Source organism: Litorilituus lipolyticus (genome assembly GCF_006439335.1).
In the GTDB taxonomy this organism is placed as follows: domain Bacteria; phylum Pseudomonadota; class Gammaproteobacteria; order Enterobacterales; family Alteromonadaceae; genus Colwellia; species Colwellia lipolytica.
In genome coordinates, this window is the sequence record NZ_SAWY01000040.1 from 25,932 (window position 1) to 50,184 (window position 24,253).

23 protein-coding genes are annotated in these 24,253 nt (G+C 37.6%); 9 read left to right on the forward strand and 14 right to left on the reverse strand.

Features of this window, described 5'->3' with window-relative positions; genetic code table 11:
* Positions 1-119 precede the first annotated feature (119 nt).
* A complete protein-coding gene (locus tag EPA86_RS16245) occupies positions 120-836 on the forward strand; it encodes a PGAP1-like alpha/beta domain-containing protein (RefSeq protein ID WP_342777403.1) in 717 nt (238 codons plus the stop codon).
* Between the two features lie 227 nt (positions 837-1,063).
* Here the strand turns inward: EPA86_RS16245 and pcaF are convergent, their stop codons facing one another.
* The 4 genes from pcaF to EPA86_RS16265 form a co-directional block, all read right to left on the reverse strand.
* On the reverse strand, positions 1,064-2,266 hold the full coding sequence (gene pcaF, locus EPA86_RS16250) for a 3-oxoadipyl-CoA thiolase (RefSeq protein WP_140605449.1): 1,203 nt from the start codon (positions 2,264-2,266) through the stop codon (positions 1,064-1,066).
* 106 nt (positions 2,267-2,372) lie between these two features.
* Positions 2,373-3,680 carry an aspartate aminotransferase family protein gene (locus tag EPA86_RS16255; protein WP_170309681.1) on the reverse strand — a complete coding sequence of 436 codons (1,308 nt, stop codon included), beginning with the start codon at positions 3,678-3,680 and terminating at the stop codon, positions 2,373-2,375.
* Positions 3,681-3,749: 69 nt separating this feature from the next.
* Positions 3,750-4,400 carry a 3-oxoacid CoA-transferase subunit B gene (locus EPA86_RS16260; RefSeq protein ID WP_140605548.1) on the reverse strand — a complete coding sequence of 217 codons (651 nt, stop codon included), beginning with the start codon at positions 4,398-4,400 and terminating at the stop codon, positions 3,750-3,752.
* 65 nt (positions 4,401-4,465) lie between these two features.
* Positions 4,466-5,200, reverse strand: coding sequence for a 3-oxoacid CoA-transferase subunit A (locus EPA86_RS16265; RefSeq protein ID WP_170309683.1), 735 nt, complete (start codon positions 5,198-5,200; stop codon positions 4,466-4,468).
* A 197-nt stretch (positions 5,201-5,397) separates the two neighbouring features.
* Here EPA86_RS16265 and EPA86_RS16270 point away from each other — a divergent pair, with 197 nt between their 5' ends.
* Positions 5,398-6,165, forward strand: coding sequence for an IclR family transcriptional regulator domain-containing protein (locus EPA86_RS16270; RefSeq protein ID WP_140605451.1), 768 nt, complete (start codon positions 5,398-5,400; stop codon positions 6,163-6,165).
* Between the two features lie 141 nt (positions 6,166-6,306).
* Entirely contained in the window at positions 6,307-7,638 is a 1,332-nt protein-coding gene (locus EPA86_RS16275) for a DNA recombination protein RmuC (RefSeq protein WP_140605452.1), read from the forward strand.
* Between the two features lie 65 nt (positions 7,639-7,703).
* On the opposite strand, the gene EPA86_RS16280 is transcribed toward EPA86_RS16275, so the two are convergent.
* The 4 genes from EPA86_RS16280 to EPA86_RS16295 form a co-directional block, all read right to left on the reverse strand.
* The gene (locus EPA86_RS16280; protein ID WP_140605453.1) at positions 7,704-8,114 is read right to left on the reverse strand and encodes a type 2 periplasmic-binding domain-containing protein; all 411 of its coding nucleotides are present in this window, start codon (positions 8,112-8,114) and stop codon (positions 7,704-7,706) included.
* 10 nt (positions 8,115-8,124) lie between these two features.
* A complete protein-coding gene (locus tag EPA86_RS16285) occupies positions 8,125-9,264 on the reverse strand; it encodes a porin (protein ID WP_140605454.1) in 1,140 nt (379 codons plus the stop codon).
* A 31-nt stretch (positions 9,265-9,295) separates the two neighbouring features.
* Positions 9,296-10,915, reverse strand: a complete 1,620-nt coding sequence (locus tag EPA86_RS16290; RefSeq protein ID WP_140605455.1) for a methyl-accepting chemotaxis protein — start codon at positions 10,913-10,915, stop codon at positions 9,296-9,298.
* A 268-nt stretch (positions 10,916-11,183) separates the two neighbouring features.
* Positions 11,184-12,518, reverse strand: a complete 1,335-nt coding sequence (locus tag EPA86_RS16295) for a sodium-dependent transporter (RefSeq protein WP_140605456.1) — start codon at positions 12,516-12,518, stop codon at positions 11,184-11,186.
* A 188-nt stretch (positions 12,519-12,706) separates the two neighbouring features.
* Here EPA86_RS16295 and EPA86_RS16300 point away from each other — a divergent pair, with 188 nt between their 5' ends.
* On the forward strand, positions 12,707-13,390 hold the full coding sequence (locus EPA86_RS16300; protein WP_140605457.1) for an MBL fold metallo-hydrolase: 684 nt from the start codon (positions 12,707-12,709) through the stop codon (positions 13,388-13,390).
* Positions 13,391-14,218 (forward strand): ion transporter, encoded by an 828-nt coding sequence (locus EPA86_RS16305; RefSeq protein WP_140605458.1) that lies wholly within the window; start codon positions 13,391-13,393, stop codon positions 14,216-14,218. It abuts the gene before it with no gap.
* A 101-nt stretch (positions 14,219-14,319) separates the two neighbouring features.
* On the opposite strand, the gene pip is transcribed toward EPA86_RS16305, so the two are convergent.
* Together pip and EPA86_RS16315 are read right to left on the reverse strand one after the other, a co-directional pair.
* Complete coding sequence (gene pip / locus EPA86_RS16310; protein ID WP_140605459.1) at positions 14,320-15,264, reverse strand: prolyl aminopeptidase; 945 nt, start codon at positions 15,262-15,264, stop codon at positions 14,320-14,322.
* 92 nt (positions 15,265-15,356) lie between these two features.
* Entirely contained in the window at positions 15,357-15,812 is a 456-nt protein-coding gene (locus EPA86_RS16315; RefSeq protein WP_140605460.1) for a YaiI/YqxD family protein, read from the reverse strand.
* Between the two features lie 202 nt (positions 15,813-16,014).
* Between EPA86_RS16315 and EPA86_RS16320 the strand changes: the two genes are divergently transcribed.
* Positions 16,015-16,908 (forward strand): hypothetical protein, encoded by an 894-nt coding sequence (locus EPA86_RS16320; protein ID WP_140605461.1) that lies wholly within the window; start codon positions 16,015-16,017, stop codon positions 16,906-16,908.
* A 30-nt stretch (positions 16,909-16,938) separates the two neighbouring features.
* Positions 16,939-17,298 (forward strand): MGMT family protein, encoded by a 360-nt coding sequence (locus EPA86_RS16325; RefSeq protein WP_140605462.1) that lies wholly within the window; start codon positions 16,939-16,941, stop codon positions 17,296-17,298.
* Positions 17,299-17,310: 12 nt separating this feature from the next.
* Here EPA86_RS16325 and EPA86_RS16330 read toward each other — a convergent pair whose 3' ends face one another.
* From EPA86_RS16330 to tpx, 3 genes are all read right to left on the reverse strand, one after another.
* A complete protein-coding gene (locus tag EPA86_RS16330) occupies positions 17,311-18,717 on the reverse strand; it encodes an FAD-dependent oxidoreductase (RefSeq protein ID WP_140605463.1) in 1,407 nt (468 codons plus the stop codon).
* Between the two features lie 112 nt (positions 18,718-18,829).
* Positions 18,830-19,285, reverse strand: coding sequence for an Hsp20 family protein (locus tag EPA86_RS16335; RefSeq protein ID WP_140605464.1), 456 nt, complete (start codon positions 19,283-19,285; stop codon positions 18,830-18,832).
* Between the two features lie 336 nt (positions 19,286-19,621).
* Positions 19,622-20,263: a thiol peroxidase gene (gene tpx, locus EPA86_RS16340; protein ID WP_425462581.1), complete on the reverse strand. Its 642-nt coding sequence runs from the start codon at positions 20,261-20,263 to the stop codon at positions 19,622-19,624.
* A gap of 210 nt (positions 20,264-20,473) precedes the next feature.
* Here tpx and EPA86_RS16345 point away from each other — a divergent pair, with 210 nt between their 5' ends.
* Complete coding sequence (locus EPA86_RS16345; RefSeq protein ID WP_140605466.1) at positions 20,474-21,604, forward strand: response regulator; 1,131 nt, start codon at positions 20,474-20,476, stop codon at positions 21,602-21,604.
* Between the two features lie 48 nt (positions 21,605-21,652).
* Entirely contained in the window at positions 21,653-22,618 is a 966-nt protein-coding gene (locus tag EPA86_RS16350) for a sensor domain-containing diguanylate cyclase (RefSeq protein WP_140605467.1), read from the forward strand.
* 51 nt (positions 22,619-22,669) lie between these two features.
* Here the strand turns inward: EPA86_RS16350 and lnt are convergent, their stop codons facing one another.
* Positions 22,670-24,238, reverse strand: coding sequence for an apolipoprotein N-acyltransferase (gene lnt, locus EPA86_RS16355; RefSeq protein ID WP_246058437.1), 1,569 nt, complete (start codon positions 24,236-24,238; stop codon positions 22,670-22,672).
* Between the last annotated feature and the right edge of the window lie 15 nt (positions 24,239-24,253).

Sequence of the window (24,253 nt, forward strand, 5' to 3'; positions counted from 1 at the left end):
TTCTTAAGTGTATTTGCTAATAAAGCCCTTTCACATATATCTCACTTTTTTGTTAAAAAATTGTAAAAGTGCAATTTAATCTATGGGTATTGTGGTATATCATCGGTGGGTTAATCGCTATGTTGAAAAGTAAGCTAATTGAGAGTGAGGTGCTAATGTCAGAGTCGTGTATAGTTCAGCAAAATAAAAATGCCTCTGTGATATTGCTTCATGGCCTTGCGCGCAGCGAAATTTCATTAAGAAAACTAGAAGCCATATTACAGCAGCAAGGTTATCACACGGTTAATTATAATTACCCCTCGACAAAGTTTAGTGTAGAGAAGTTAGCAGAAGATGCTATTAGCCAAGCACTATCTCAGTGCCGAAAAGATAATATTATTCATTTTGTTACCCATTCGATGGGCGGTATTTTGGTAAGGCAATATTTAAGTCAGCATAATATTGAAAACTTAGGGCGAGTGGTGATGTTAGGGCCGCCGAATCAAGGTAGTCAGGTGGTAGATTTTTTAAAAAATATTTCTATGTTTAAGCTAATAAATGGCCCAGCTAGCGTACAATTGGGCACTGCTGAAATTGGATTGCCTAAGCGTTTAGGTGCGGTTAACTTTGAAGTAGGAATTATTGCCGGTACACGCAGCGTTAACCCTTTTTTATCGACCATGTTGCCAAAACCTGATGATGGTAAAGTCTCTGTTGAGAATACAAAAATTGATGGCATGGCCGATCATATTACATTGCCGGTTACTCACCCATTTATGATGAGAAATGATAAGGTTATAGAGCAGGTGTTATCTTTTTTACAACAAGGAAAGTTTGTACACGAAGAAACGATTTAACTTCAATGAATACTGGTATAGGAAATGGGGCTCAAGAAGTATTCGCTTTGTTAATATATATTTAGGAAAAAGCCTCTAGTCACGCTGCTTGTTTGTAACCTGATGATCTGAAAAAGAAAAGAGAAAGATAATAAAGAGAAAAACAAGCAGTAATACTCTTTATGTTTCTCTTTTCTCTTATCTTTCTCTGGTTATGTTTTGCCTTACTTACGCCGAGCTTAGGTTACTTATACTTTTTCGATAACCATGGCAATGCCTTGCCCAACACCTATACACATGGCACAAAGCGCATAGCGTTTATCAGAGCGTTCTAATTGTTTCATTGCAGACAGCACAATACGGGTGCCGCTCATGCCAAGAGGATGACCTAAAGCAATTGCGCCACCTTGAGGGTTTAGACGTTCATCGTTATCTTTAATGCCAAGCTCTCTTGCGCTCGCTAGTGCTTGTGCGGCAAACGCTTCATTGAACTCAATAATATCCATATCATCTATAGAAAGACCTAAACGTTTTAATAGTTTTTCACTGGCTGGCGCAGGTCCTATGCCCATTACACGTGGCTCTATACCTATAACTGCAGAGCCGACAATTTTAGCTTTTGGCGTTAAGCCATTAGCTAATGCGGCTTCTTTTGATGCTACAATCACTGCTGCTGCACCATCATTAATACCTGATGCATTCCCTGCGGTTACAGTGCCTGGCTCACGAAATAGGTTTTTAAGCGTCGCTAATTTATCTAGTGGGGTTAGGCGTAAATGCTCATCTTTATCAAAAACAATGTCTTCTTTGCGTCGTTGCGGGATGATTACAGGTACTATTTCTTCTGCTAAGCGGCCATCTTCCTGGGCGGCTTTGGCTTTGCTCTGGCTCCAAAAAGCAAACTTATCTTGGTCTTCACGGCTAATATTAAACTGCTCAGCAACGTTTTCTGCCGTTTCTGGCATCGTTTCTGTACCATAGAGTTTATCAAGTTTTTTATTTACAAAACGCCAGCCCATCGTGGTATCAAACATTTCCTGGCTTCTACCAAAAGCACTATCAGCCTTACCTATAACGTAAGGCGCCCGAGTCATGGCTTCAACACCACCAGCGATGATAATATCACCTTCGCCTGCTTTAATATTATTTGCTGCCATGGCAATAGCGTTCATACCGGAACCACACAAGCGGTTAATGGTTGTACCGGCTACAGCCATTGGGTATTCGGCGAGTAATAATGACATGCGCGCAATATTTCGGTTATCTTCACCTGCTTGGTTTGCACAACCCAATATGACATCATCGACTTGGTTAAAATCAAGCTGTGGGTTTCTATCTTTAAGTGCTTTTAGTGGGATTGCCGCTAAATCATCTGCTCGCACAGAGGCAAGTGAACCGCCATAGCGCCCGATAGGCGTTCTAATTCCATCACACAGGTATACATCTTTCATCTTTAATTCCTAAAACTTATGGCAATTAACCTGAGTTTATGACTTTGGCTAATTGCTAATAATTTTTCAATGCTTAACTACTAATGTTTAACTACTTAAGTCAATGCTAAGCCATATCTGGCTTTAACATCTCAAAACCATCTTTAAGTGATGCGACTAAGCTATCTATTTCTTTTTTACCCATTGCGGTGGATAAGGTGGCTGAGCAGGTATTAATCATCATAATGCCGTTATCAAATAAATGATCAAGTAGCTTGTTGATTAATAAACTTTCTTGCTTACTAATGTAGGCTTCACGGTAGTTATTTGGTGGTGTAGCTTTTAGATGAATTCTAAACATGCTACCAGCACCAGTAACACAAGCATTAATTCCTACCTCAGCAATTGCTTGATTTATTTGCTCCTTAGCATATTTTGCCAAATCATTAAGCTTAGTTACCGCAGCCTGATCAAAATCTTTCATAGCAGCATAACCTGCTGTCATTGTGATAGGGTTTGCAGAAAATGTTCCTGAATGTGGTAGCAGTACTTTTTCTTGCGTGGGATCTAACACTTTCATTACGTCGTCGCTGCCAGCTAAAGCACCAGCAGGGAAGCCGCCACCAATCACTTTTCCCATGGCAGTTAAATCAGGTTTGACATCATAATTTTGTTGGGCGCCTGCAAAGTTCGTTCTAAAAGTGATTACCTCATCAAACACTAATAAGGATTGATTATCACGTGTCCATTGATATAACGCATTAATAAAGTCGTTATCTGCAGGGATTAAACCCACTCGATGCGGAAGTAAATCAACTAAAATACAGGCAATATCCTCTTTATGTTGATTCAATATATTGATGGCGCGTTCAATATCGTTAAATGGGATAACAACTACATCGTCTAAGGCTTTTTCAGGCGTACCAACGGCTACAGGAATACTGCTTGGTTTATCAATGTCGCCCCAATTAGACGGGTTAGCGGTTTGGCTAACTTCAGCATAATCATAAGCACCATGATAAGCACCTTCTACTTTCGCTATTTTGGCTTTACCCGTATAAGCTCGGGAAGCTTTTAGCATTGCCATCACAGCTTCAGTGCCAGAATTAACAAAGCGAATCTTGTCAAAACTTGGTACACGATCGCAAAGCAATTGTGCATAGTTAACTTCACTTTCTGTTGCCATGGTAAAGCAACTGCCTTTGGTAAGTTGTTCTGATACCGCATTTACAATCGCAGGATAGGCATGGCCATGAATTAGTGATGCCATGTTATTGGCAAAGTCTATTCGACTAACCCCTTCAATATCTGTGACATAGCAGCCTTCGCCTTTTTCTGCATAGAATGGGTGAGGCTTTCTAAAAATAGTGTTTCGACTAACACCGCCGGGCAGTACTTGTAATGCTTGCTCAAATAATTGTTCGCTTTTACTCATGATAATTTCTCAATTCTGCACTAATACTCGTTTTTATAGCGTGTAATGGTATGTTGGTTAGCAAGGGGATTAGCCCAATGCATTGATTAACTCAACTCCTGTTCTTGCTTGTACGTACTCAAAACTTACTTCAGGTGCAAGTTCTGTTAACACTAGCCCTTGAGCGGTCACGTCTATCACCGCTAAGTCACTGTAAATTCGACTCACAACTCCTTGTCCCGTTAGCGGGAATGTGCACTCAGGTAATATTTTTGCTTCCCCATTTTTAGTGGTGTGCTGGGTAATAATGTAGATAGTTTTAACACCTGCTACTAAGTCCATAGCACCACCTACTGCAGGAATTGCATCAGCAGCACCTGTTGACCAGTTGGCTAAATCACCTTTTGCTGATACTTGCATTGCGCCTAGTACACATACATCGATGTGGTTACCACGAATCATGGCAAAGCTGTCTCCGTGATGAAAATACGATGCTCCAGGAATTGCTGTTACGGGTTTTTTGCCCGCATTAATTAAGTCAGGATCTAATTCATCTTCACTAGGTGCGGTTCCCATGCCTAGTAAACCGTTTTCAGTGTGATAAATTACTTCTCGTCCATCGGGCACGTATTGGGCTACTTTTTCTGGAATACCTATGCCTAAGTTAACATAGCTTCCATCTTCAATGTCCTGCGCGCAGCGCTTGGCCATTTGCTCTCTATTCCAACCTACTTGTTGCATATCTCGCTCAGGTTTAGCGTTTTTGGCGTTTTCTTGAGCTGCTTTTGATACTGATTGATTCATGGTTATTCCCCGGCTACTTTGTTCATAGGAGGGTAAACAACCCCATCCTTGACTAATTGAGACTCTTGTTGAGGGTTAGCGACTTCAATAATACGATTAACGAAGATCCCTGGTGTAACAACATGCTCAGGATTTATATCACCCAGCGCTACAACTTGGTTTACTTGTACTAAGGTATTCGTTGCCGCCATCGCCATAATTGGGGCAAAATTTCGTGCTGTTTTATTGAAAATTAGGTTGCCATATCGATCTGCACATTTTGCTTTGATTAATGCAAAGTCTGCCTTTAGGCTACGTTCCATAACATAGTCATGACCGTCGAAGTTTCTAATTTCTTTGCCTTTGGCTAACGGTGTACCAACAGAAGTTTTAGTATAAAAAGCCGGAACACCCGCGCCGCCAGCCCTAATACGCTCGGCTAGAGTGCCTTGAGGGACTAACTCTAATTGAATTTTATTATTACGATATAGCTCGGGAAAAACTAAAGAGTTAGCGGTGCGTGGATAAGAGCAAATCATTTTAGCTACTTGATTGTTTTCGATAAGTGCCGCTAAGCCTACGCGCCCACTCCCTGTATTATTATTAATGACGGTTAGATCTTTTGCACCATGGTCTATAAGAGCATGGATAAGTTCTATTGGACTACCCGCTTCACCGAAACCGCCAATCATTACGGTATCGCCATCTTTTATATCTGCAACGGCTGTGGCACAGCTTGAGATGTTTTTATCAATCATTTGCACTACTCATTGTGTAGATAAAGAATGTTCAATATCTATTGTTAGTTAAAACAAGTTGTGCGCAATGCGAACACTTGTTACTATGTCGAACATTAGTGTAAGTCTCAGTAAATTGATTGTCAAAAATAGAACAGGTAAAAGATGATGACGATCAAAAAAATTAAATAAAAGCTGTATCGTAGAAGGGGATTTCTATGTCAGAAGACATAAAACCGACGGAGTTAGTTCAATCATTAGTAAAAGGGTTGGTAGTTATTCAAGCGTTTAACCAACAACGACCTGCGATGACTTTATCGGAAGTGGCAAGTGTTACCGGTTATACACGGGCGGCTACAAGACGTTTTTTGCTTACCTTAGTTAATGAAGGTTTTGCTAAACAAGAAGGTAAACTTTTTTCATTGACGGCTAAGGTGCTTAATTTAGGCTTTGCCTATCTTTCTACGGTTGATGTTTGGCATAACGCTAAACCCATCATGGAACAACTTGTTGAACAATTAAATGAGTCGTGCTCTGCTGCTGTTCTTGATGGCAATGACGTTGTTTATGTTGCTCGCGTTGCAACAACTAAACGTATTATGTCGATAACTTTAAATGTAGGAACAAGGTTACCCGCTATATCTACTTCAATGGGGCGTATGCTGCTTGCTTCATTATCTGATTCAGCACTTGATGAATATTTAAATCAATGCGATTTAGTCAAACATACTCAATATACATTAGTTGATAAAGTCGCTCTCAAAGCGGATATCTTGCAAGTTAGGACACAAGGCTATTCAATTGTTGAGCAAGAGTTTGAACTGGGCTTAACCTCCATTTCAGTGCCTGTTCATAACGGGGCAGGCGAAGTGATTGCCGCGCTAAATGTCAGTACACATATGTCGCAAACGGCAAGACAACAAATCCTTGAAGTTATATTGCCAGCGCTCAAACACAGTGTGAAAAGGATTGAGCAGTTAGGATAAGTGCAATTTTTTGGATATTTGTTTAAGAGATACGTGTTATTTCGATAAATATTTGGCTGTAGCAGTAAAGCTGTGTTTTAATAGTTCGAGCACTGTAATAATAAACAGTATCTTTTGGTTTGAAAACAATTAGAGCATTGTATGGATTTTTCTATTACTCAGTCCCCTTTATTTCCAGTAGCAGCCATTGTTGTTTGTTTTTTTCTATTGCTAGGTTTCATTATTATTGCCAAATTGTCAAAACTGCAAGCGCAATTGGTTGAGCAAAAAGTAAGCCACGGGGAATATATTGATGACGTTATATCAAAGCAAATCAAACAATTAAAAGAAAGTAATGAATCTAGCTTTTTACTGGCACATCAAAAGCAAGAGTTAGTCTTGGTCAATATGTTTGAACAAAAAATGGCTGATTTACGTATTAAACTATTGCGTCAATTAGCTGAGCAGAAAGATCAACAAAATCAAAACCAGTCACAGTCTCTTGATCAAATTATTAATCATTTAAACAATACAGCAAAGGATAATAGAGAAGAGTTAGCAAAATCGTTAGCGCAATCAAGTGAGCAAATGACTCAACGCATTGATGGTTTAACCCAAGCCACAGATAAACGCTTACAAGATATTAGTGGCCAAGTTGAAAAGCGTTTAGCAGAAGGCTTTGAGAAAACCACAAAGACATTTAGTGATATTTTGCAAAGACTTGCTTTAATTGATGACGCTCAGAAAAAAATTACAGAATTATCGAGTAATGTAGTGAGTTTGCAGGAAGTATTAGCTGATAAGCGCTCTCGTGGTGCTTTTGGTGAGGTACAGTTGAATGCACTATTACGTAATGTGCTGCCCGAGCAAAGTTTCAAATTGCAACATACCTTGTCAAACGGCAAGGTCGCAGATTGCATACTATTTTTACCACAGCCCACGGGTAACGTTGTGATTGATTCTAAATTTCCATTAGAGAGCTTTCAAAAAATGATGGATAATGAGTCGGCTGAGTTGGAGCGAAAGGTCGCATTAAGGCAATTTAAAACAGACATTAAAAAACACATTAATGATATTAGTGATAAATATCTAATCGATAAAGAAACTGCTGATGGCGCTATTATGTTTATACCCGCTGAAGCCATATTTGCTGAAATACATGGACATCAAAATGACTTAGTTGATTATGCTAATAAAAAACGTGTATGGCTTGCTTCTCCAACTACATTGATGGCGATTTTAACTACTGCTCGTTCAGTGTTAAAAGATGAAGCAACCCGCAAACAAGTACATATCATACAAGCCCATTTATCTCATCTATCAAAAGACTTTGATCGCTTTAAAGGACGTTTTGCTAATTTAGCTAAGCATATTGATCAAGCTGCGAGTGATGTAAAACAAATTCATACATCAGCGGATAAAATATCGACACGTTTTGAAAAAATAGAACAAGTAGAATTAGTTGATGAAGCGCTAGAGCTTCTCGAGGAGTAAGTATAAAAAAGGCAATATCTGCAACATATTGCCTTAGTATTCAATTTTAGTTGTATAGGTGGCTCTTAATTAACGACTTTTACAGAGTCATTCACTTTACTTCTATCTACATAGCCAATTGCATTAGGATTGGAGGCAATAAAAGAGATAACGTCTTCTTCACTTGACAGCTCTTTTAGCGGTTTACCTTTACCAGTAAAGATTAATTTTGACCAATAAGCCTTAACTTGCGATTTGGATTTTCCGAGTACTTGTTGCTGAAAACTATCTCGCACGGCGCTACTAGATTTTAAATTAATAGCTTTAACCGATTCACCGTTTGTGAATGTTTTGCTTTTGCCAAGAAAAATCTTACTGATATCGCTCTTGCTTAGGTCACTGTTATTACTAGGGTTGATTATTACGGCAATATCCGCAAATGCAGTAAAACTAATTAAGCTAACTAAAAGAGTAATTATGTTTGTTGGTAACTTCATCTTATACTCCTTAAAATACTGTAACCAATGCAGCACGTAATAACCCTGCATCATTATTGTTATTAAGTTTGTTAGAAAAATCTGTATATTCTAATTTAATAGCAGCAGAGTCATGGAAGTCATACCTTACCCCGACAGTGACATATTCTTCTTCAGTTTCCTGACCCATTAAAAAGCCTTCTGTTGTCCCTTTTAGAAAATCAATATCGGGATGTAAGCCATAAGGTATATCAGAGGTGTAAATGTCACTTGTATTTTCGTCAACACCATATGTGATATGCACAAGTACACTATCAAATTGATAACCCGCCATCACATAGTAAGACTCTTCTTCTGCTAATGGTGAGTTGTCTATTTCAAGGTTAGTATATTCACCAACAACAATTATAGCGTCATAATTAATTTGAAAACCTAACTCAAGGAATGAAGAGGAGTCCTCAGAAATAGTGGTATTATTAGCGACATCTTCAAAGCCTGCTTGACTCCAACCCTGAGCTAAACCTTCAAGGTCAGAAAATGGCATAGTTGTATCGGCAATAAAATAACTTGCTCTTAACGTTAGCCAATCGTAAGTAAAAGTTGTTGCAAGACCAGTTAAGTCACTAACATCTGGGGTTATGGTGTCGCCAAAACCAGTAAATTCATCGGTAATCCTACCGTAGATACCATGAAATGATGCATCCACTTCACCAAATGAGGTGGAATAGATGGCACTTAAGCCATCATAAGTGTCAAAGACTAAATCATAAACACCTTTTGGGGGAGAAATCCAAGGATATGCATACGATACGTCAAGAAAGTCTGAATACATGTAAAAAGGTGCACGTTGACGTCCTGCCAGAATACGCAGTTCGTCAGTAGCATCATAGCTGAGAAAAGCCCATTTAAATTCAGGGTCCCAATCATCAGCACCTTTTGAAGCGAGTTGAATGGTTACACCTAAGCCTTCTCCTAAATCACTTGATGCCTGCAGAGCAAAGATTGAGCCTTCTTTAAAGTCGATAGTGTCATCATAGCCATATAAATTGTCGTTACTCGAGGTTGTTGTGCCTGCAACAATTGAAGCAAAGCCATTAAAGGTTATTTCAGCTTGAGATGGTAAAGCGATCAAAGCTGCCATTAAGGATGTAAACGCTAATTTTTTCTTCATCAGTAAATACCTATGGTTTCATGTTATTAATTTACACTTTAAATTGTAATGCTATTTTTTCTAATTCTGAGGCGAGATCTGTTAGTTCATTACTCACTTGGGCTATTTCAGAAGAAGCGTTCGAAGCATCTTCTGCAGACTGTTGAATGTCATCAACATGCTGAACCATTAGTTTTGAAACTTCAGTTTGCTGTTGAGTTGAATGAGCGATTTCATCATTCATTGTAGATATCGTGCTAATGGCACTGGTAATTTCAAGAAGACTATCACCCGCTTGATTAGCACTTTTTACGCTATTTTCAACGCCGCTAATAGAGCTTTCCATAGTATGCACAGCTTTACTCGCCGCACTTTGCAGTTGATCTAACATTTGGTTAATTTGCTGAGTAGACTCTTGTGTTCGAGAAGCAAGATTTCGCACTTCATCTGCTACAACTGCAAAACCTCGTCCTTGCTCTCCAGCTCTTGCTGCTTCGATGGCAGCATTTAAAGCTAGTAAGTTGGTTTGTTCAGCAATACCACGTATAACCTCTAACACGACATTAACTTTGTTAGTATCATCGTTAAGCTGATTAATAATTTCAGAAGATTCTTGGATAACTTCTGATAATTGCCTTATTTCAACGACGGTTTTATCGACAACATCCTTACCATTGCTTGCTTCGTCATTGGCATTTCTTGCTGAAGATACTGCATCTGCAGCATTTGATGTGATTGCTTGAACACTGTGACTCATTTCCTCAACGGAATGTTTAGAAGCATTGATACTTTCTGTTTGTCTTTCAAATGAGCTGATTGTTTCGTTAGACAAGTTTTGAATGTTATTTGCCGTTTGAGCCAATGGCACGGCAGTATCGACAACATTTTTAATGACGCTTTGAAGTTTTTCAATAAAACTATTGAACCAGAAAACCAAATCCCCAATTTCATCTTTATTTGAGGTGGTTAATCGTACTGTTAGATCACCATTATCTTGCGCAATATTTTTTAACGAAGAAATAATACTTTGTAGGCTTTTATTAATTGAGTTTGCAATAGGGTATGAGGTAGTAAATAGGATGATAATGGTGACTAAGCCAATAATAATCCCAATAGTTGACGTTGACTCGACTTTACTACTTACCGATTCAAAAGCATGATTAAAGGATTGGTTCTTTTCATTTTGAAATTTTGATAATTTGTCTTGCAAGGCATTCAGTTTATCGACCATAGAAGCACTTCTACTTTCCAGGGTGCTAAAGTCCATGGTGCCATCAACCATTTCTTGAGATAAACCATGAGCTTGCTGATAATAGTCATTAAAATCAGCTAACAATTGCTTTAAAAAAGCAGCGTTGTTTTGGTTAATGCTATATGAGTTTTTAATTTTGTTTCTAAATTCTTCAGCATAATTATTAGATGTATCTAGTAGTTCTGTTTCTCCCATGGTGACAGCACTACTTAATGTTTCTTTAATTTTGTCTAAATAAAGTAAGCCAAACTCCGATGTTTTTAAGTACTTGTATTCAACAGCATATGCGTCATCTAGTTGATTCACAATTTGTGACATTGCCACTAGACTCGTAATTAAGTAAATGGAAAAACCAATAGTGCCTACGATAGGAATGAGTAGTATTTTGATACGAATGGGTAGAGTTTTAAATGAAACCATCAGATGTAAAGCCCCGTATTATTCTTAATTAAATAAGTTTCCTTTTTGAGTATAGTCAAAATATGAAAAAGTGACTGATACATAACAATAAATATTAATTTATCGATGAAAACTCACAAAAAATGACTATGGACTTGGTTTATTTATAAATGGATGTGAGTGAAGGGAAGTATTTAATTAGTAAAACATTAGGTTTGATATAAGAAAGGAAGTAAAAAGAGCGTTTCTCCCTTTCTTAAGGTGCGTTGTTTAAAGCCGAAGTGAGGGTTTAAAAAGCAATGTTAATAAAGACTATAACTAACAATACAGGGCAAATATAACGAAGATAAAAGCCAAGTAACTTTAAGCTGTTGTCTTGTTTAAGTGTTGCAATGTCAGTTAATTTATTACCTTTTTTCCATAACCAGCCTACGACAATAAAATAAAACAATGACATTAATGGCTGCAATATGGTCGTTAGTACCTGAATAACTAGACCAAAGAGTACTTCAAAGTAAGCGATAAGTACCATGCTTGCAATGAAAACTGCGCTTGACATTAACCATGTGGCTTTTTGTCTTGATACGTTTTTTGCTTCTACGAAATAGGCAACAGGTACTTCTGTGGAAGATATTGTTGAGGTTAAAGCCGCAATAGATAATAGCGCAAAAAAGGCAAATGATACCACTATACCTATGGTTCCCATGGAAGAGAAAAGCTCTGGAAGAATTTGAAAAATAAGCTGGCCTTCACCAATGAGTTTTCCGTCAGCAAAAACTTGTTGTCCTGCGTGTTGGGCAACAAAAAGAGCAGGAATAATCAATAAGCCGGCGACAAAGGCAATAAGTGTATCAAGGACAGCGATGGATACCACCAACTTACCTATTTGTTGATCTTTTTTAATGTATGAGCCGTAAACCATCATTGAACCAACACCAATAGCAAGTGAGAAAAATGCTTGCCCCATGGCTGAAATGATAAGTTTCGGATTCGTCACTTGACTGAAATCAGGCACTAAATAAAGCTTAACCCCTTCTAAAGCACCCTCTTGTTGCAAAATAAAGATGATTAAGCCGATTAACATTATTAGTAATATAGGCATTAGTCTAGTAGACCAACGCTCAATCCCCCCATGTACGCCTTGATGAATGATGCCAGCAGTAAGTAGAATGAAAATAGGGGTGAAAATAACATTTCGTAAAGTACTTGAAGAGGCTAACCATTCTGATAATTCGGTAGCATTAAATAGCAGTGCTAAAGCAGAAAGCGAATGAGCCAACATCCAGCCGGCTACAATAGTGTAAAAGCTAAGCATCATTAAGGCGCCAACTAGGCCTATTAAGCCAGCATTTTTACCTGTCTTAGCAAATTTTTCACCACAAGCTTGTTTCAACGACTCTACTGGGTTGCGCTGAAATTGATTACCTATATATATTTCAGCGTAAAGGGCAGGTAAAGCGAGAATAATCGTTACTATGAGATAGACTAATAGAAAAGCACCGCCACCATTATTTGCAGCCTGTGTTGGGAAGCCCCAAATATTTCCTAAGCCTATTGCTGCGCCAGCAGCAGCTAAAACAAAACCGAGACGAGATTTAAAAGAATCGCGAGAAGTAGCAGTCATAGAGAAAATTATTATTAGAAGTTAGTTAAGTAAAGCTTAACGATTTAAGAGAGCAAGTGAAAGCCTAAATATAGTCATTAGCTGCTAATTTAAGCAATAAACATACATTTACTGACAAAATGTCATTTATCTTGGTAAATGACTTTTGATATAATCTCGACATTATTTCATTAAAATATAGTTTTTATATGTCTTTAGAATCACCCGATAGTCAATTACAGTTTGAAATTATTCCTGTAACGCCTTTTGAGCAAAATTGTACCTTGTTTTGGTGTGAAGAAACGAAAAAAGCTGCCGTAGTTGATCCTGGTGGTGATATTGAAAAGATCAAAAAAGCTCTGACAAAACATAACCTCACTTTAGAGAAAGTGTTAATTACCCATGCACACATTGATCATGCCGGAGCTACCCATGATTTATCTAGCCAATATAATGTGGTCATTGAAGGCCCGCATAAGGAAGATCAATTCTGGATAGATATGCTTGAAGATCAAAAGCAACGTTTTGGTGGTGCTTTTTCCTATGCAAAACGCTTTACACCTACTAGATTTTTACAGCAGGGTGATACAGTTACGTTTGGTAATATTAGCTTGGAAGTTTACTTTTGCCCAGGGCATACGCCTGGCCATATTGTCTTTTTTCATAGACCATCCCAATTAGCGCAAGTCGGTGATGTATTGTTTTCGGGGTCAATTGGCCGTACTGACTTTCCTCGTGGTGATCATCCAACACTGATAAACTCTATCCGAAATAATTTATTTCCTCTAGGTGATAGTGTTCGCTTTATACCTGGCCACGGGCCAATGAGTACTTTTGGGCAAGAGCGAAAGTCTAATCCTTTTGTTAGTGATGCTGCATTAGGTCGCCGATAAATGAATAGTTTGGTATTTCGCACACAGCGACGATTAAAGAAAATAGATAACAGTAAAGTTTTTCAAGGGATTATTATCGCTGTTATTATTTTGTCGGCGTTACTTATTGGAGCTAAAACCCACAATCTTTCTGAAAATGCTATTGCAATATTAGCAATGTTAGATTCAGCGGTAACGGTTTTCTTCGTAATTGAAATTGTTATTCGTTATTTAGCTTACCCTAATAAAAAACAGTTCTTCAAAAATGGTTGGAATATATTTGATACTGTTATAGTCATTGGTAGTTTAATCCCTGCTGGCGGCACTGGCGTATTGCTCGCGAGGCTATTACGCGTATTTAGGGTGTTGCGTTTGGTTTCAATGGTTCCTGAATTACGCTTATTAATTAATGCCTTATTAAAAGCCATTCCAAGAATGGGTTATATAGCATTATTAATGTTTGTTATTTTTTATATATATGCTGCTATTGGCAGCATGCTATTTCATAACATTAATGAAGTACTTTGGGGAGATGTGTCTATTTCAATGTTAACGCTATTTAGGGTGGCAACATTTGAAGATTGGACAGATGTTATGTATGAAACCATGACGGTTTTCCCAATCAGTTGGATATATTATTTATCTTTTATTTTCTTAACGGCTTTTGTGTTTTTAAACATGATGGTTGGTACTGTGCTAGAAGTTATGGGGCAAGAGCATGAAAAATTTCGTGCAGAGCAACATGGTGAAACTGGTGAAGGTGGCGAACCAGCTAGTCGTGCGCAAATAGATAAGCTTGAAGCCGAGCTTGCTGAAATTAAAGCTTTGCTTGTAGATAAAGTAAAATAGTCACTTTATAAAACTATGTTAAAAAAATAAAAAAGCAGTGATAAATAATATCACTGCTTTTTTGATTACCGCTCTAATTGATTATCAATTTAATCATTCATTTAATCGACGAGTGCGTTTGTGGCGCTAATTAAATGGTGTTTGGTATTTGGCTCTGAAGAGGAATGTCCTGCGCCTTCACTGGTAATTAAGGTTGATTTTGATAACTTTTGATGTAATTGCCATGCATTATCGTATGGGCAAACTATATCGTATCTACCGTGAATTATTGTCGTAGGAATGTCTTGAATTTTATCGCAATTATTCAGTATTTGATCACTTGTTAAAAAGCATTGATTAAACATATAGTGCGCTTCATGGCGTGCAAGTGTCCATGCTCTTTCATCTGCGGTTGCTTCATCGACAAACTTTTGATCAGGTATGAGAGTACAGCAGCGAATTTCCCAAATACTCCAAGCTTTGGCAACTTTCATGGCCAGTTCTTTATCATCACCTATCATAATCTCATAAGCCGATTGTACTGTGCCTTGCTCAGCCCCTTGCGGCAAGCTGTTTAAATATTCTTGCCAATAATCAGGGTAAATTCGCGTGGCACCACCACCGGCAAAAGTCCAGTTTGTATCATGCTCTCTACCTAGGTAAATACCTCTTAAGGTAAGGCTTTTAACTTTGCTTGGGTGAGTCTGTGCATAGACAAGGGATAAGGTCGATCCCCAAGAGCCACCAAATACATGCCAAGCATCAATTGAAAGTTTTGTGCGAATTTTTTCTATATCTTCTACAAGATAAGCAGTTTCATTGTTATCTAAACAACCATGAGGTAAAGAGCGCCCGCACCCTCTTTGATCAAATAATATGATTCGGAATTTTTCGGGATTAAAAAAGCGTCTATCTTTTGCTGAGCAGCCACCACCGGGTCCACCATGAATAAATACAATCACTTGGCCGTTAGGGTTACCACACTCTTCTACATAAATTTGGTGCTGCTCATCAACAGGTAATAAAAAGTTGTTATAAGGTTCGATTTCTGGGTAAAAGTCATTCATTGGGTTATTATTTCCGTACAATAGTTAGGCTATAAAATGTTTCGATAGTTATTATATTGTCAAACGATAAGCAAGGGTAATTGAGCTATTGCTTATGAAGACTGTAGGTACTTGGTAATTATTTTATCTAAGTGGTTGGCAAATGTTTGGCGATCATGCTGACTAAGAGCAGCTGGTCCGCCTGTTTGCATACCACTGGCTCGCATTGTATCCATAAAGTCTCTTATATTGAGTCGAGATTTAATATTCTCAATGGTAAATAACTCACCACGCGGACTCAACGCTTGTGCACCTTTTGTTATGACATCATTTGCTAGTGGAATATCACTTGTGATCACTAGATCACCAGAATTAACACGTTTTACTATTTCATCATCAGCAACATCAAAACCACTTGAGACTTGTACAAATTGAATATATCTAGATGGTGGAGTTCTTATAGAGTGATTAGCTAGAAATGTTATTGGTATTTCGCGCTTATCAGCCGCTTTAAAAAGGATGTCTTTAATTGCAACAGGACAGGCGTCAGCATCAACCCATATTTTCATTGTGATATACCTTGTATAGTGCTTTACATGATGTTTTTATTGTAAATATTTTATAGTATAGATAGGCATTTAGATAGAAAATAATCTGTTCTTACAAGAATGAGCAATAGGAAAATGAGAAGATAAACGCTATGCTTTGTTATAGCATATCACTCTGTATTCCCATTAGAGGTTGCTTTTGAATATCACTAAGTATGCTTTTTTGATAGCAATGATATTATTTAGCTTTATCTGTCAGGCAAATAAAGAAAAGGAGCAACTTATTTGGCTTACCGATGATAGTGAAGATCTCGTCAACTTAAATTCACCGAATAAGCAAGTTTCTATTGGTACGGATACAACAAACCTCGTGTTACAGGCCTTATCTGAGTTTGATATCGACATACAGCTAGTGCAAATTCCGCGCGCGTCTATGTTAATGAAGGCGATGGATAATGTTTGTCTTTCAAATCGAGTTAAAACTAAAGCCCGGCTAAAAGATAATATTTTTAGTTTACCAGTCAATATTTTCCCAAGTTTACGCTTGTATTATATGCCTACACAAAAAAGTGCTTTAGAGCAAGGAATTGATGAAAGACTGTTTACAGATCGAGGCGAGCTTAAATCTTTGGCAAGTTTGTTTACTGTTTATCCTGAAGCAATCTTAGCCATGACAAAAGGGCGTTCATTTGGCGATATTATAGATAATCAATTGGAGCAAGTACCTGAACGCAATAAAATGACGCGAGCTGGAGATGGACGTTATCATGCGATAATTCAAATGCTGCTTAAGGGGCGTATTGATTTTATTATTCATTTTCCTGTAGAAATTAGGCAAGAATTAAAAGACTTACCAAAACAAACTAATTTATCTTCAGTATCACTTGCTAACACATCAGAATATATAGTTGGTCACATTGCTTGTAGTGATAGTGAGTTGGGGCGAGAAGTTATTGCTAAAGTAAACGCAAAATTAATGCAGCTTTATCAAGATAGAGCATATTATCAGGCTCATCGTCGTTACTTACCTGAAAGTGATTTAAATAACTTTGCACGTTATTATAAGGAAGTTTTTGGAACTGAAGTGCCTAAAAGAACTTTAACACCAATGAAATAAGCTTATTTCCCCAATTTAAAAATCAAACTTATGCAAAAAAGCTTTCAAAACTATCAAAAAATATGGCAAACCGTACAATGTATTCCCGAAGGGAAAGTCGCTAGTTATGGTCAGGTAGCTGATTTAGCTGGGTTACCAGGCCGTGCTCGTTTAGTAGGTAAAGCGCTTGGTCAAGTTCCTGACGATGGTTGGCAAGGTAAAGTCGTGCCTTGGTTTAGGGTGATTAATTCTCAAGGGAAAATATCATTTGCTGAAGGTTCTGAAGCTCATTTAAGGCAAAAGCAGTATTTACAAGATGAGCAAGTCGTTGTGCTAGGTAGCCGTATTAAAATGTCAGAATTTCAATGGCAGCCAGACCTAACTGAGCTGCTTTACAAGTTAACTTTTTAGCAGTGTGATCGTTTAAATAAAGGTTTTACTCTCTTGCTTTACTAAACTCTTAAGCTTTTCATAGACAAAGTCTTCTTGCCAATGTTTTTCAATGTCCTTTATCAACATTATTTGTTCCATGAGAGCGTCTTGTCGCTTGCCTATTTGCCTTGCTAGGCTATAGGGCAAATCAGCAGAAAAACTGATCATCGTGTATAGAGGTGTCCATAGTTTAGGATACATTTTGTGGAATTTTGCTTCGATTCTTTTCTTGAGAATAAAGCGTGGCTCACAGGCAAATTCACTAATTTCTTGAAAGTGTTCTTTGGCAAGCTTACTGATGGCATCAGTATTTTCTTTTCTTGATTTTTGATATGCAGGAAGTATTTGCTCCCAATCATCTTGATGTATATTGATAAGCTCTGCAATTTCTCGACAATCTTCAAAACTGCAATTTAAACCCTGTCCATAAAAGGGAACCATGGCATGGGCCGCATCACCTATTAAAGCGACTTTATTATTGAAAACCCATGGTGCAACACTCACTAAAAATAATGGATTTGCTGCTTTTTGACAGAACGCCTCTACAGGATCATTCAACATCGGGTAAACATCAGCAAAGTGAGTTGATAAAAAAGCTTTGATATCTTCCTTTTCTTGCAATGAGCTAAATGAAGGTTCACCATCATGATTTAAAAATAATGTACAGGTAAAAGAGCCGTCACTATTAGGTAAAGCAATCATGAGAAAGTGTTTTCGTGGCCAAATATGCAAAGCATTTTTATCAAGCTTATGGCTACCGTCATCATTTGCGGTAATGGTTAATTCTATGTAGCACTGCTCCATATAATGTTGAGAGTAACTAAAACGTGGTGTTTCTTGGGCAAGGCGGCGTACTTTGGAATAAGCGCCATCGGCAGCAAATGTAAGATCTGACTCTACTTCTTTTTGCTTAACTATATGCTCACTATGATTAGCATATACACTGCAACCATTGACAAAATCCAAATGCGTTAAACGGTTATTAAAAGTTAAGTTTACTAGTGGTTCTTGCTCGGCAATGGCGAGTAATATCTCATTGAGTTTAACGCGTGATATGGCCCAAATAGCTTGTTGTTCATCGCCATAGTTTTGTGATATTTGTGAGTTATCTTGCGTATGAACTATGCGTTGGTATAGGGGGATTGCGTGTTCTTTAACAAGTGGAGTTGCGCCTATGATATCTAAAGCTCGCCAAGCTCTATCAGACAGTGCTAAGTTTATTGATTTGCCTTGATAGTGTTTTTGTTCTCTAAAATCAGCTCTCGACTCAAATATATTGACTTGATAATTAGCCCTAGAGAGAATTGTCGCAAGTAATGCGCCTACAGGACCGGCACCGGCGATTGATATTTTAGCTTTTACCTTTGCTTGAAGTGAGGGATGTTGCGTGGTGTTCAAAAATATACGCTCAAATTCTAGTCAATTTGCTTTATTTAACCGCAACAAAAAAGCCCAGTCAATGACTGGGCAAAACAAAAAGGGAAACACAATAACTTTAGATTAAGTCAGTTTATGAATTACCTGACAATAAACTCTTGCCATTAATGGCTATTTTACGAGGCTTAAGTGCTTCAGGGATTTCTCTTTGAAGGTCAACATGCAATAAGCCATTTTCCATAAAGGCACCAATCACTTTCACATGTTCACCAAGCTGGAATTTTCGCTCAAAATTCCTTTCCGCTATGCCCTGATGTAGGAACTTTCTTTCTGTCTTTTTCTCATTATGTTGGCTGCTATTGCCAATAATAATCAATGTATTGTCTTTAGACTCTATTTCTAAATTTTCTTCGCCAAAACCGGCCACAGCCATGGTAATACGGTATTGGTCTTCGGCTAGTAACTCAATATTATATGGAGGGTAACTTGACTGTTTATCAGCGCGTGAAGCTTTATCAATTAGCCCTGCTAGGTGATCAAAACCAATAAAAGAGCGGTAAAGTGGACTGAAATCTGTAGATGTACGCATAATGTAATATCCTAAATAATTAGCAATAAAAAATCGTTAACAAATAACTGTGGGCAAATATTATTCTCGTGAATACATATTTAACGTCATTACTACCAAGATCACTTGCCTAGTAATTTATCGACTCTGTCACAGATGTTTTATTAACGTTGCCTTTCAATATGAACAGGCAAAGTGTGATTGTAGCCCCTTATGGCGACTACAATTATATAGATGGGAATGAAAGTATATTTTTCAAGAAAATAGTGAAAATAATTTTTAACTAACTGATAAGTAATAGGAATAAAGTTTTGAGCTTAAGGTGTCATCGCTAACAACACCTAAGCCCTATGCTTGTTAGCTCGTTTTATCGGTACTTTCAGGCGCCACTTCTTTTTCAATGACGACTACTGGAGCTGTATTTTTAATAAACTCCAGCGCTTTATCGTAATTTGGATGCTCAGAAATATTAGCGACAAGCTCTTTGTAGACAATCTTTCCTTCATTATTAATGATAAAAATTGCGCGGGTTAGTAATCCCATATCTTTTATAAGTAAGCCGTAATTAATGCCAAACTCACGCCAGACAGAATCAGAGAGTACTTTTATTTGGTCAACTTTTTCTGTTTTACAGAAGCGCTTTTGCGCAAATGGTAAATCATTTGAAATGGTCACTAAACTAATATTCTTGGGCAACTTACCTACTTCTTCATTAAATCGTTTTGTTTGTAGTGAACAAACACCGGTATCTAAACTTGGCACTACAGAAATTAAAACCGTTTGATTAGAAAAGTTTTCTAATGTTACAGGAGCAAAGTTTTTATCAACTACTTTAAAGTCGGGAGCTTGTTCGCCAACATTTACCTGAGTGCCAAGTAAAGTGACATATTTGTTGCCAGCTTTAACTAAGTTGCTGGTTGCCGTTAGTTCAGATAGGTCGAAGGCATTGGCGAGTGTCATCGTGCAGCTAAAGAGTAAAAAAACAGTTATTTTTATCATAGGAGTAGAAAAATTCATGAACAGTTGAAATAATTAATGTTACGGTAAGGTCAGTTTATCTTTTTAATTAAAGAATTTCTATCTATAGCCCATTTAGGCATTGTTTTTTATGTTGAATACTCTATTGTTATCAATAGAGACGGTTTCTTATAATAACGTGTTTTAGCTATTACGTTTCTTTGTGTAGGTTAATTGAGGGTCAATATTAATATGTCGACTAAGTTATTAATTTGTGATGACTCTAATATGGCGCGCAAGCAAGTTGCGCGCTCTCTCCCAGATGGCTGGGATGTGGATGTTAGTTTCGCCAGTGACGGCATTGAAGGCATTGAAGCCATAAAAGCAGGAAAGGGTGATGTACTATTACTTGATTTGAACATGCCTAAAATGGATGGTTATCAAGTACTGGAAACTATTTTAAAAGAAGATCTTCCTACCTTAACTATTGTTATTTCAGGAGATATTCAACCTGAGGCCCATGCGCGTGTTACAGGTATGGGGGCGCTTGATTTTATTCAGAAACCAGTAAGTAAAGATACTTTAACAAAAGTATTAAGTGCTTACGGTGTTTATAATGCTGAACGAGAACCTAACATTGAACAAGCGGCGCCAATAATTGCTCCTGAGGTGGCAACTAAGCATAGTACTCCTGCTTCGGTTGAGTCGATAACAACTAAACCAGTAGTTGTGGCTACTGAAATAGAAACTCTTGAAGAGCCTATTGTAGAAGATAAAATTGAAGTAAAATTATCTTCAGATATGCGCGATTGTTATCAAGAAATTGCCAATGTAGCGATGGGGAGAGCAGGGGATTTACTCGCACGTTTATTAAATGTGTTTGTGCAGTTACCTATTCCTAACGTTAACTTTATAGAAGTTAGCGAAATTAGAATGGCTTTAAAAGATGTTGAAGCTAATGATAGTACATCAGGAGTTTGCCAAGGCTTTATCAGCGCAGGTATCTCAGGTGAAGCACTATTAATTTTAAATGATTCTAGCTTTAAAGATGTGGCTTCTTTACTTAATTATCAGTATGACGCAGAAATGGGTACTGAGCTTGAGTTGTTAATGGACTTAGCTAATGTCTTAATAGGGGCCTGCTTAAAAGGAATTTCAGAGCAATTAGATGTTCAGTTTAGTCAAGGTCACCCTGAAGTTTTAGGCCAACATCGTAAAATATCAGAGCTGATTGCTAACAATGCGAAAAAATGGAAAAAAACATTAGCTATAGAAATTAGCTACAGCATTGAAAATTATCCTATTAAATGTGATTTACTTTTACTCTTTACTGAATCGTCAATGTTAACATTAAATAAAAAACTGTCTTATTTATTGGATTAGTTTTACTCAATAATAATTTTTAGCTATAGCGATAGCAGGAAAATAGAAATGGCATTAGAGTCTTCGCAATTAAATGAATTACACTGGTTAATGGAAATGTTGCATAACATTGACGTTGGTTTAGTCGTGTTAGATAAAGAGTATAACATTCAGATTTTTAATGGTTTTATGGAAAACCATAGTGGTTATTTACCAAGAGAAGTAAAAGGTAAATGTTTATTTGAGCTGTTTGATGAAATACCACAAGATTGGTTTGTACGAAAGGCCGAGTCAGTATTCTTGTTAAAAAATAAAGCGTTCACTATTTGGGAACAACGCCCTTATCTCTTTAAATTTGATAGTTATCGTCCTGTTACGGGTAGTGCTGAATTTATGTATCAAAACACTACGTTTATTCCTCTATTGTCTGCATCAGGTGACGTGACTCATTTATGCTTATTGGTTTACGATGTAACTGATAATGCCATCCATAAACTTAGCCTTGAACAAGCTAATCAAGAGTTGGCCATATTGAGTCAGACAGATGGGCTTACTCAGTTATTTAACCGAAGCCATTGGGAATTATGTTTACAAGCGGAATACAAGCGTTGGTCGCGAAGTGATCATGCGAGTTCATTAGTGATGTTAGATATCGATCACTTTAAAAATGTCAATGACAGCTATGGTCACCTCGTGGGTGATGAAGTCATTCGTCACCTTTCAGAGCTTATCCGTAAACACGTCAGAGAAACCGATGTTTCTGGTCGATATGGAGGTGAAGAATTTGCTATTCTGTTGGCCGATACGCCCATTGAGAACGCTAAAATCTTTGCAGAAAGGTTACGTTCAGAGGTAGAGAAATCAGTAGTAAAACATAATGATATTGAAATTCAATACACGATAAGTATTGGGGTTGCAGAGGTTGAGAAAACGATAAATACTTATGAAGCATGGATAGAGTGTGCTGATAATGCGTTATATCGCTCAAAAGAAGAGGGGAGAAATAGAATTTCTCTTTATCCTAAGCAAACTTAACAAGCTATTGACAGAAAAAGAGTTAAATAAATTAAAAGCTGCTTAATTATCTTAAGCAGCTTTTTTTGGGGCTGTGAAATAGTGTTGAAACAACATAATTAGTACTAGTGGTATTAGGATCATTAACCACAAAATTAACCTAGGCCACTGACTATACGGTGTATTCCCTGACACCAGCTTAATATTTGCTTTTAATACCGCTTCTTCAAACTGTGGGATAATGCCAGAAATATTACCAAGATGATCGATTGTCGCAGTTATACCATTATTGGTGGAACGCAGTAATGGTTTACCAAATTCTAAAGCGCGCATTCTTGCCATATCTAGATGCTGATGTGGTCCATGAGAATCTCCAAACCACGCATCATTACTTACGGTTAATATTATATTGGTTTCTTGAGTTAAGTTTGCTGCAAGCTGAGAAGGAAAAGCGATTTCAAAACAAATAAGTGGCAAAATAGCTAAATCATTAGCAATTAAATTAGGTTGAACATAATTACCGCGAGAAAAGGAAGATTGCGGTAGGTTAAATAGCGGGGCAATAGGCCTTAACCATTCTTGAAAGGGCACAAACTCGCCTATGGGTAATAAATGGTTTTTATAATAACGATTGCTGTGATTATAAAAATAGCCTAAGTCATCATCTGAGTGCTTTTTTCCTAAGGTAATCAGAGCATTGAAATATTGTTTACTTTCAAAATTGTAATTTAGAATACCCGTTATAATGGTGCTTTTATTTAGCAAAGCAGATTGATTAACTGTAGAAAGAAACTCTTGTACTGCAGGCTCTAGGGCTGGAACAGCAGACTCTGGCCAAATAATAAGATCAGCATCGTAATTAACCCGAGTTAAATCTAAATATTTCAACATGGTTGGCCATTCTTCTTCAGGCTGCCACTTTATTGATTGTTCGATATTGCCTTGAATGAGTGCAACAGTAAGCTCTTCGCCCGTTTCTTTTACCCATGTAGGGTAATTAACAGCAATAGTAAGGCTGGTTATTAACGCGATTACACCGGTTGCTTGGATTAAATCATTTTTATGGTGCTGAGTTTGCTTAAGGCGTAGAAAATATATCAGTTGGTATAACGCTACATTAAAAGACAGTATGACAAAGGTAATACCTACTTCACCAATGACAGGTGCGTATGAGGCCAAAGGGCTATTTATTTGGCTATAACCTAAAGATAGCCAAGGAAAGCCCGTTAAAACAATAGAACGCAAGAACTCTGTAAATAACCAAAGTGATGGTAGAAGCCATAATGTCACTGTGGATGTTTTTGAAAGCCGTTTAGTTAAATAACTAGCTAATGCGGGGTAAATGGCTAGATACAAACAGAGTAACACCATAAGTAGTATTGAAAAGAACAGTGGCAAGCCGCCAAACTGATCAATACTAACGTGTACCCAGCTGATACCACTAGCGAACCAGCCAAAAGCAAAATACAGTCCGCTTTTTGCCGCCTGTTTAGGTGTTTGGGCTGTTTTTATGGCATGGATAAGCGCTAAAGGCGCGATAAAAGCCAGCCACCATAAGGAGTATGGGGCATAAGCAAAAACCAAACTGAGCCCTGCCAGTAAGCAAAGCCAGTTCAGTTTATCTTTTTTGATAAAATTCAAAAGAGCAGACATTAT

Coding starts and splice junctions, on each gene's coding strand:
- EPA86_RS16305 (WP_140605458.1), top strand. CDS start 13,391: ATGAATAGTTTGGTATTTCGCACACAGCGACGATTAAAGAAAATAGAT.
- EPA86_RS16245 (WP_342777403.1), top strand. CDS start 120: ATGTTGAAAAGTAAGCTAATTGAGAGTGAGGTGCTAATGTCAGAGTCG.
- EPA86_RS16350 (WP_140605467.1), top strand. CDS start 21,653: ATGGCATTAGAGTCTTCGCAATTAAATGAATTACACTGGTTAATGGAA.
- EPA86_RS16345 (WP_140605466.1), top strand. CDS start 20,474: ATGTCGACTAAGTTATTAATTTGTGATGACTCTAATATGGCGCGCAAG.
- EPA86_RS16265 (WP_170309683.1), bottom strand. CDS start 5,200: ATGATTGATAAAAACATCTCAAGCTGTGCCACAGCCGTTGCAGATATA.
- EPA86_RS16300 (WP_140605457.1), top strand. CDS start 12,707: ATGTCTTTAGAATCACCCGATAGTCAATTACAGTTTGAAATTATTCCT.
- EPA86_RS16290 (WP_140605455.1), bottom strand. CDS start 10,915: ATGGTTTCATTTAAAACTCTACCCATTCGTATCAAAATACTACTCATT.
- EPA86_RS16255 (WP_170309681.1), bottom strand. CDS start 3,680: ATGAGTAAAAGCGAACAATTATTTGAGCAAGCATTACAAGTACTGCCC.
- EPA86_RS16315 (WP_140605460.1), bottom strand. CDS start 15,812: ATGAAAATATGGGTTGATGCTGACGCCTGTCCTGTTGCAATTAAAGAC.
- tpx (WP_425462581.1), bottom strand. CDS start 20,263: ATGATAAAAATAACTGTTTTTTTACTCTTTAGCTGCACGATGACACTC.
- EPA86_RS16260 (WP_140605548.1), bottom strand. CDS start 4,400: ATGCAACAAGTAGGTTGGAATAGAGAGCAAATGGCCAAGCGCTGCGCG.
- EPA86_RS16270 (WP_140605451.1), top strand. CDS start 5,398: ATGTCAGAAGACATAAAACCGACGGAGTTAGTTCAATCATTAGTAAAA.
- EPA86_RS16285 (WP_140605454.1), bottom strand. CDS start 9,264: ATGAAGAAAAAATTAGCGTTTACATCCTTAATGGCAGCTTTGATCGCT.
- pip (WP_140605459.1), bottom strand. CDS start 15,264: ATGAATGACTTTTACCCAGAAATCGAACCTTATAACAACTTTTTATTA.
- EPA86_RS16295 (WP_140605456.1), bottom strand. CDS start 12,518: ATGACTGCTACTTCTCGCGATTCTTTTAAATCTCGTCTCGGTTTTGTT.
- EPA86_RS16275 (WP_140605452.1), top strand. CDS start 6,307: ATGGATTTTTCTATTACTCAGTCCCCTTTATTTCCAGTAGCAGCCATT.
- pcaF (WP_140605449.1), bottom strand. CDS start 2,266: ATGAAAGATGTATACCTGTGTGATGGAATTAGAACGCCTATCGGGCGC.
- EPA86_RS16325 (WP_140605462.1), top strand. CDS start 16,939: ATGCAAAAAAGCTTTCAAAACTATCAAAAAATATGGCAAACCGTACAA.
- EPA86_RS16280 (WP_140605453.1), bottom strand. CDS start 8,114: ATGAAGTTACCAACAAACATAATTACTCTTTTAGTTAGCTTAATTAGT.
- EPA86_RS16335 (WP_140605464.1), bottom strand. CDS start 19,285: ATGCGTACATCTACAGATTTCAGTCCACTTTACCGCTCTTTTATTGGT.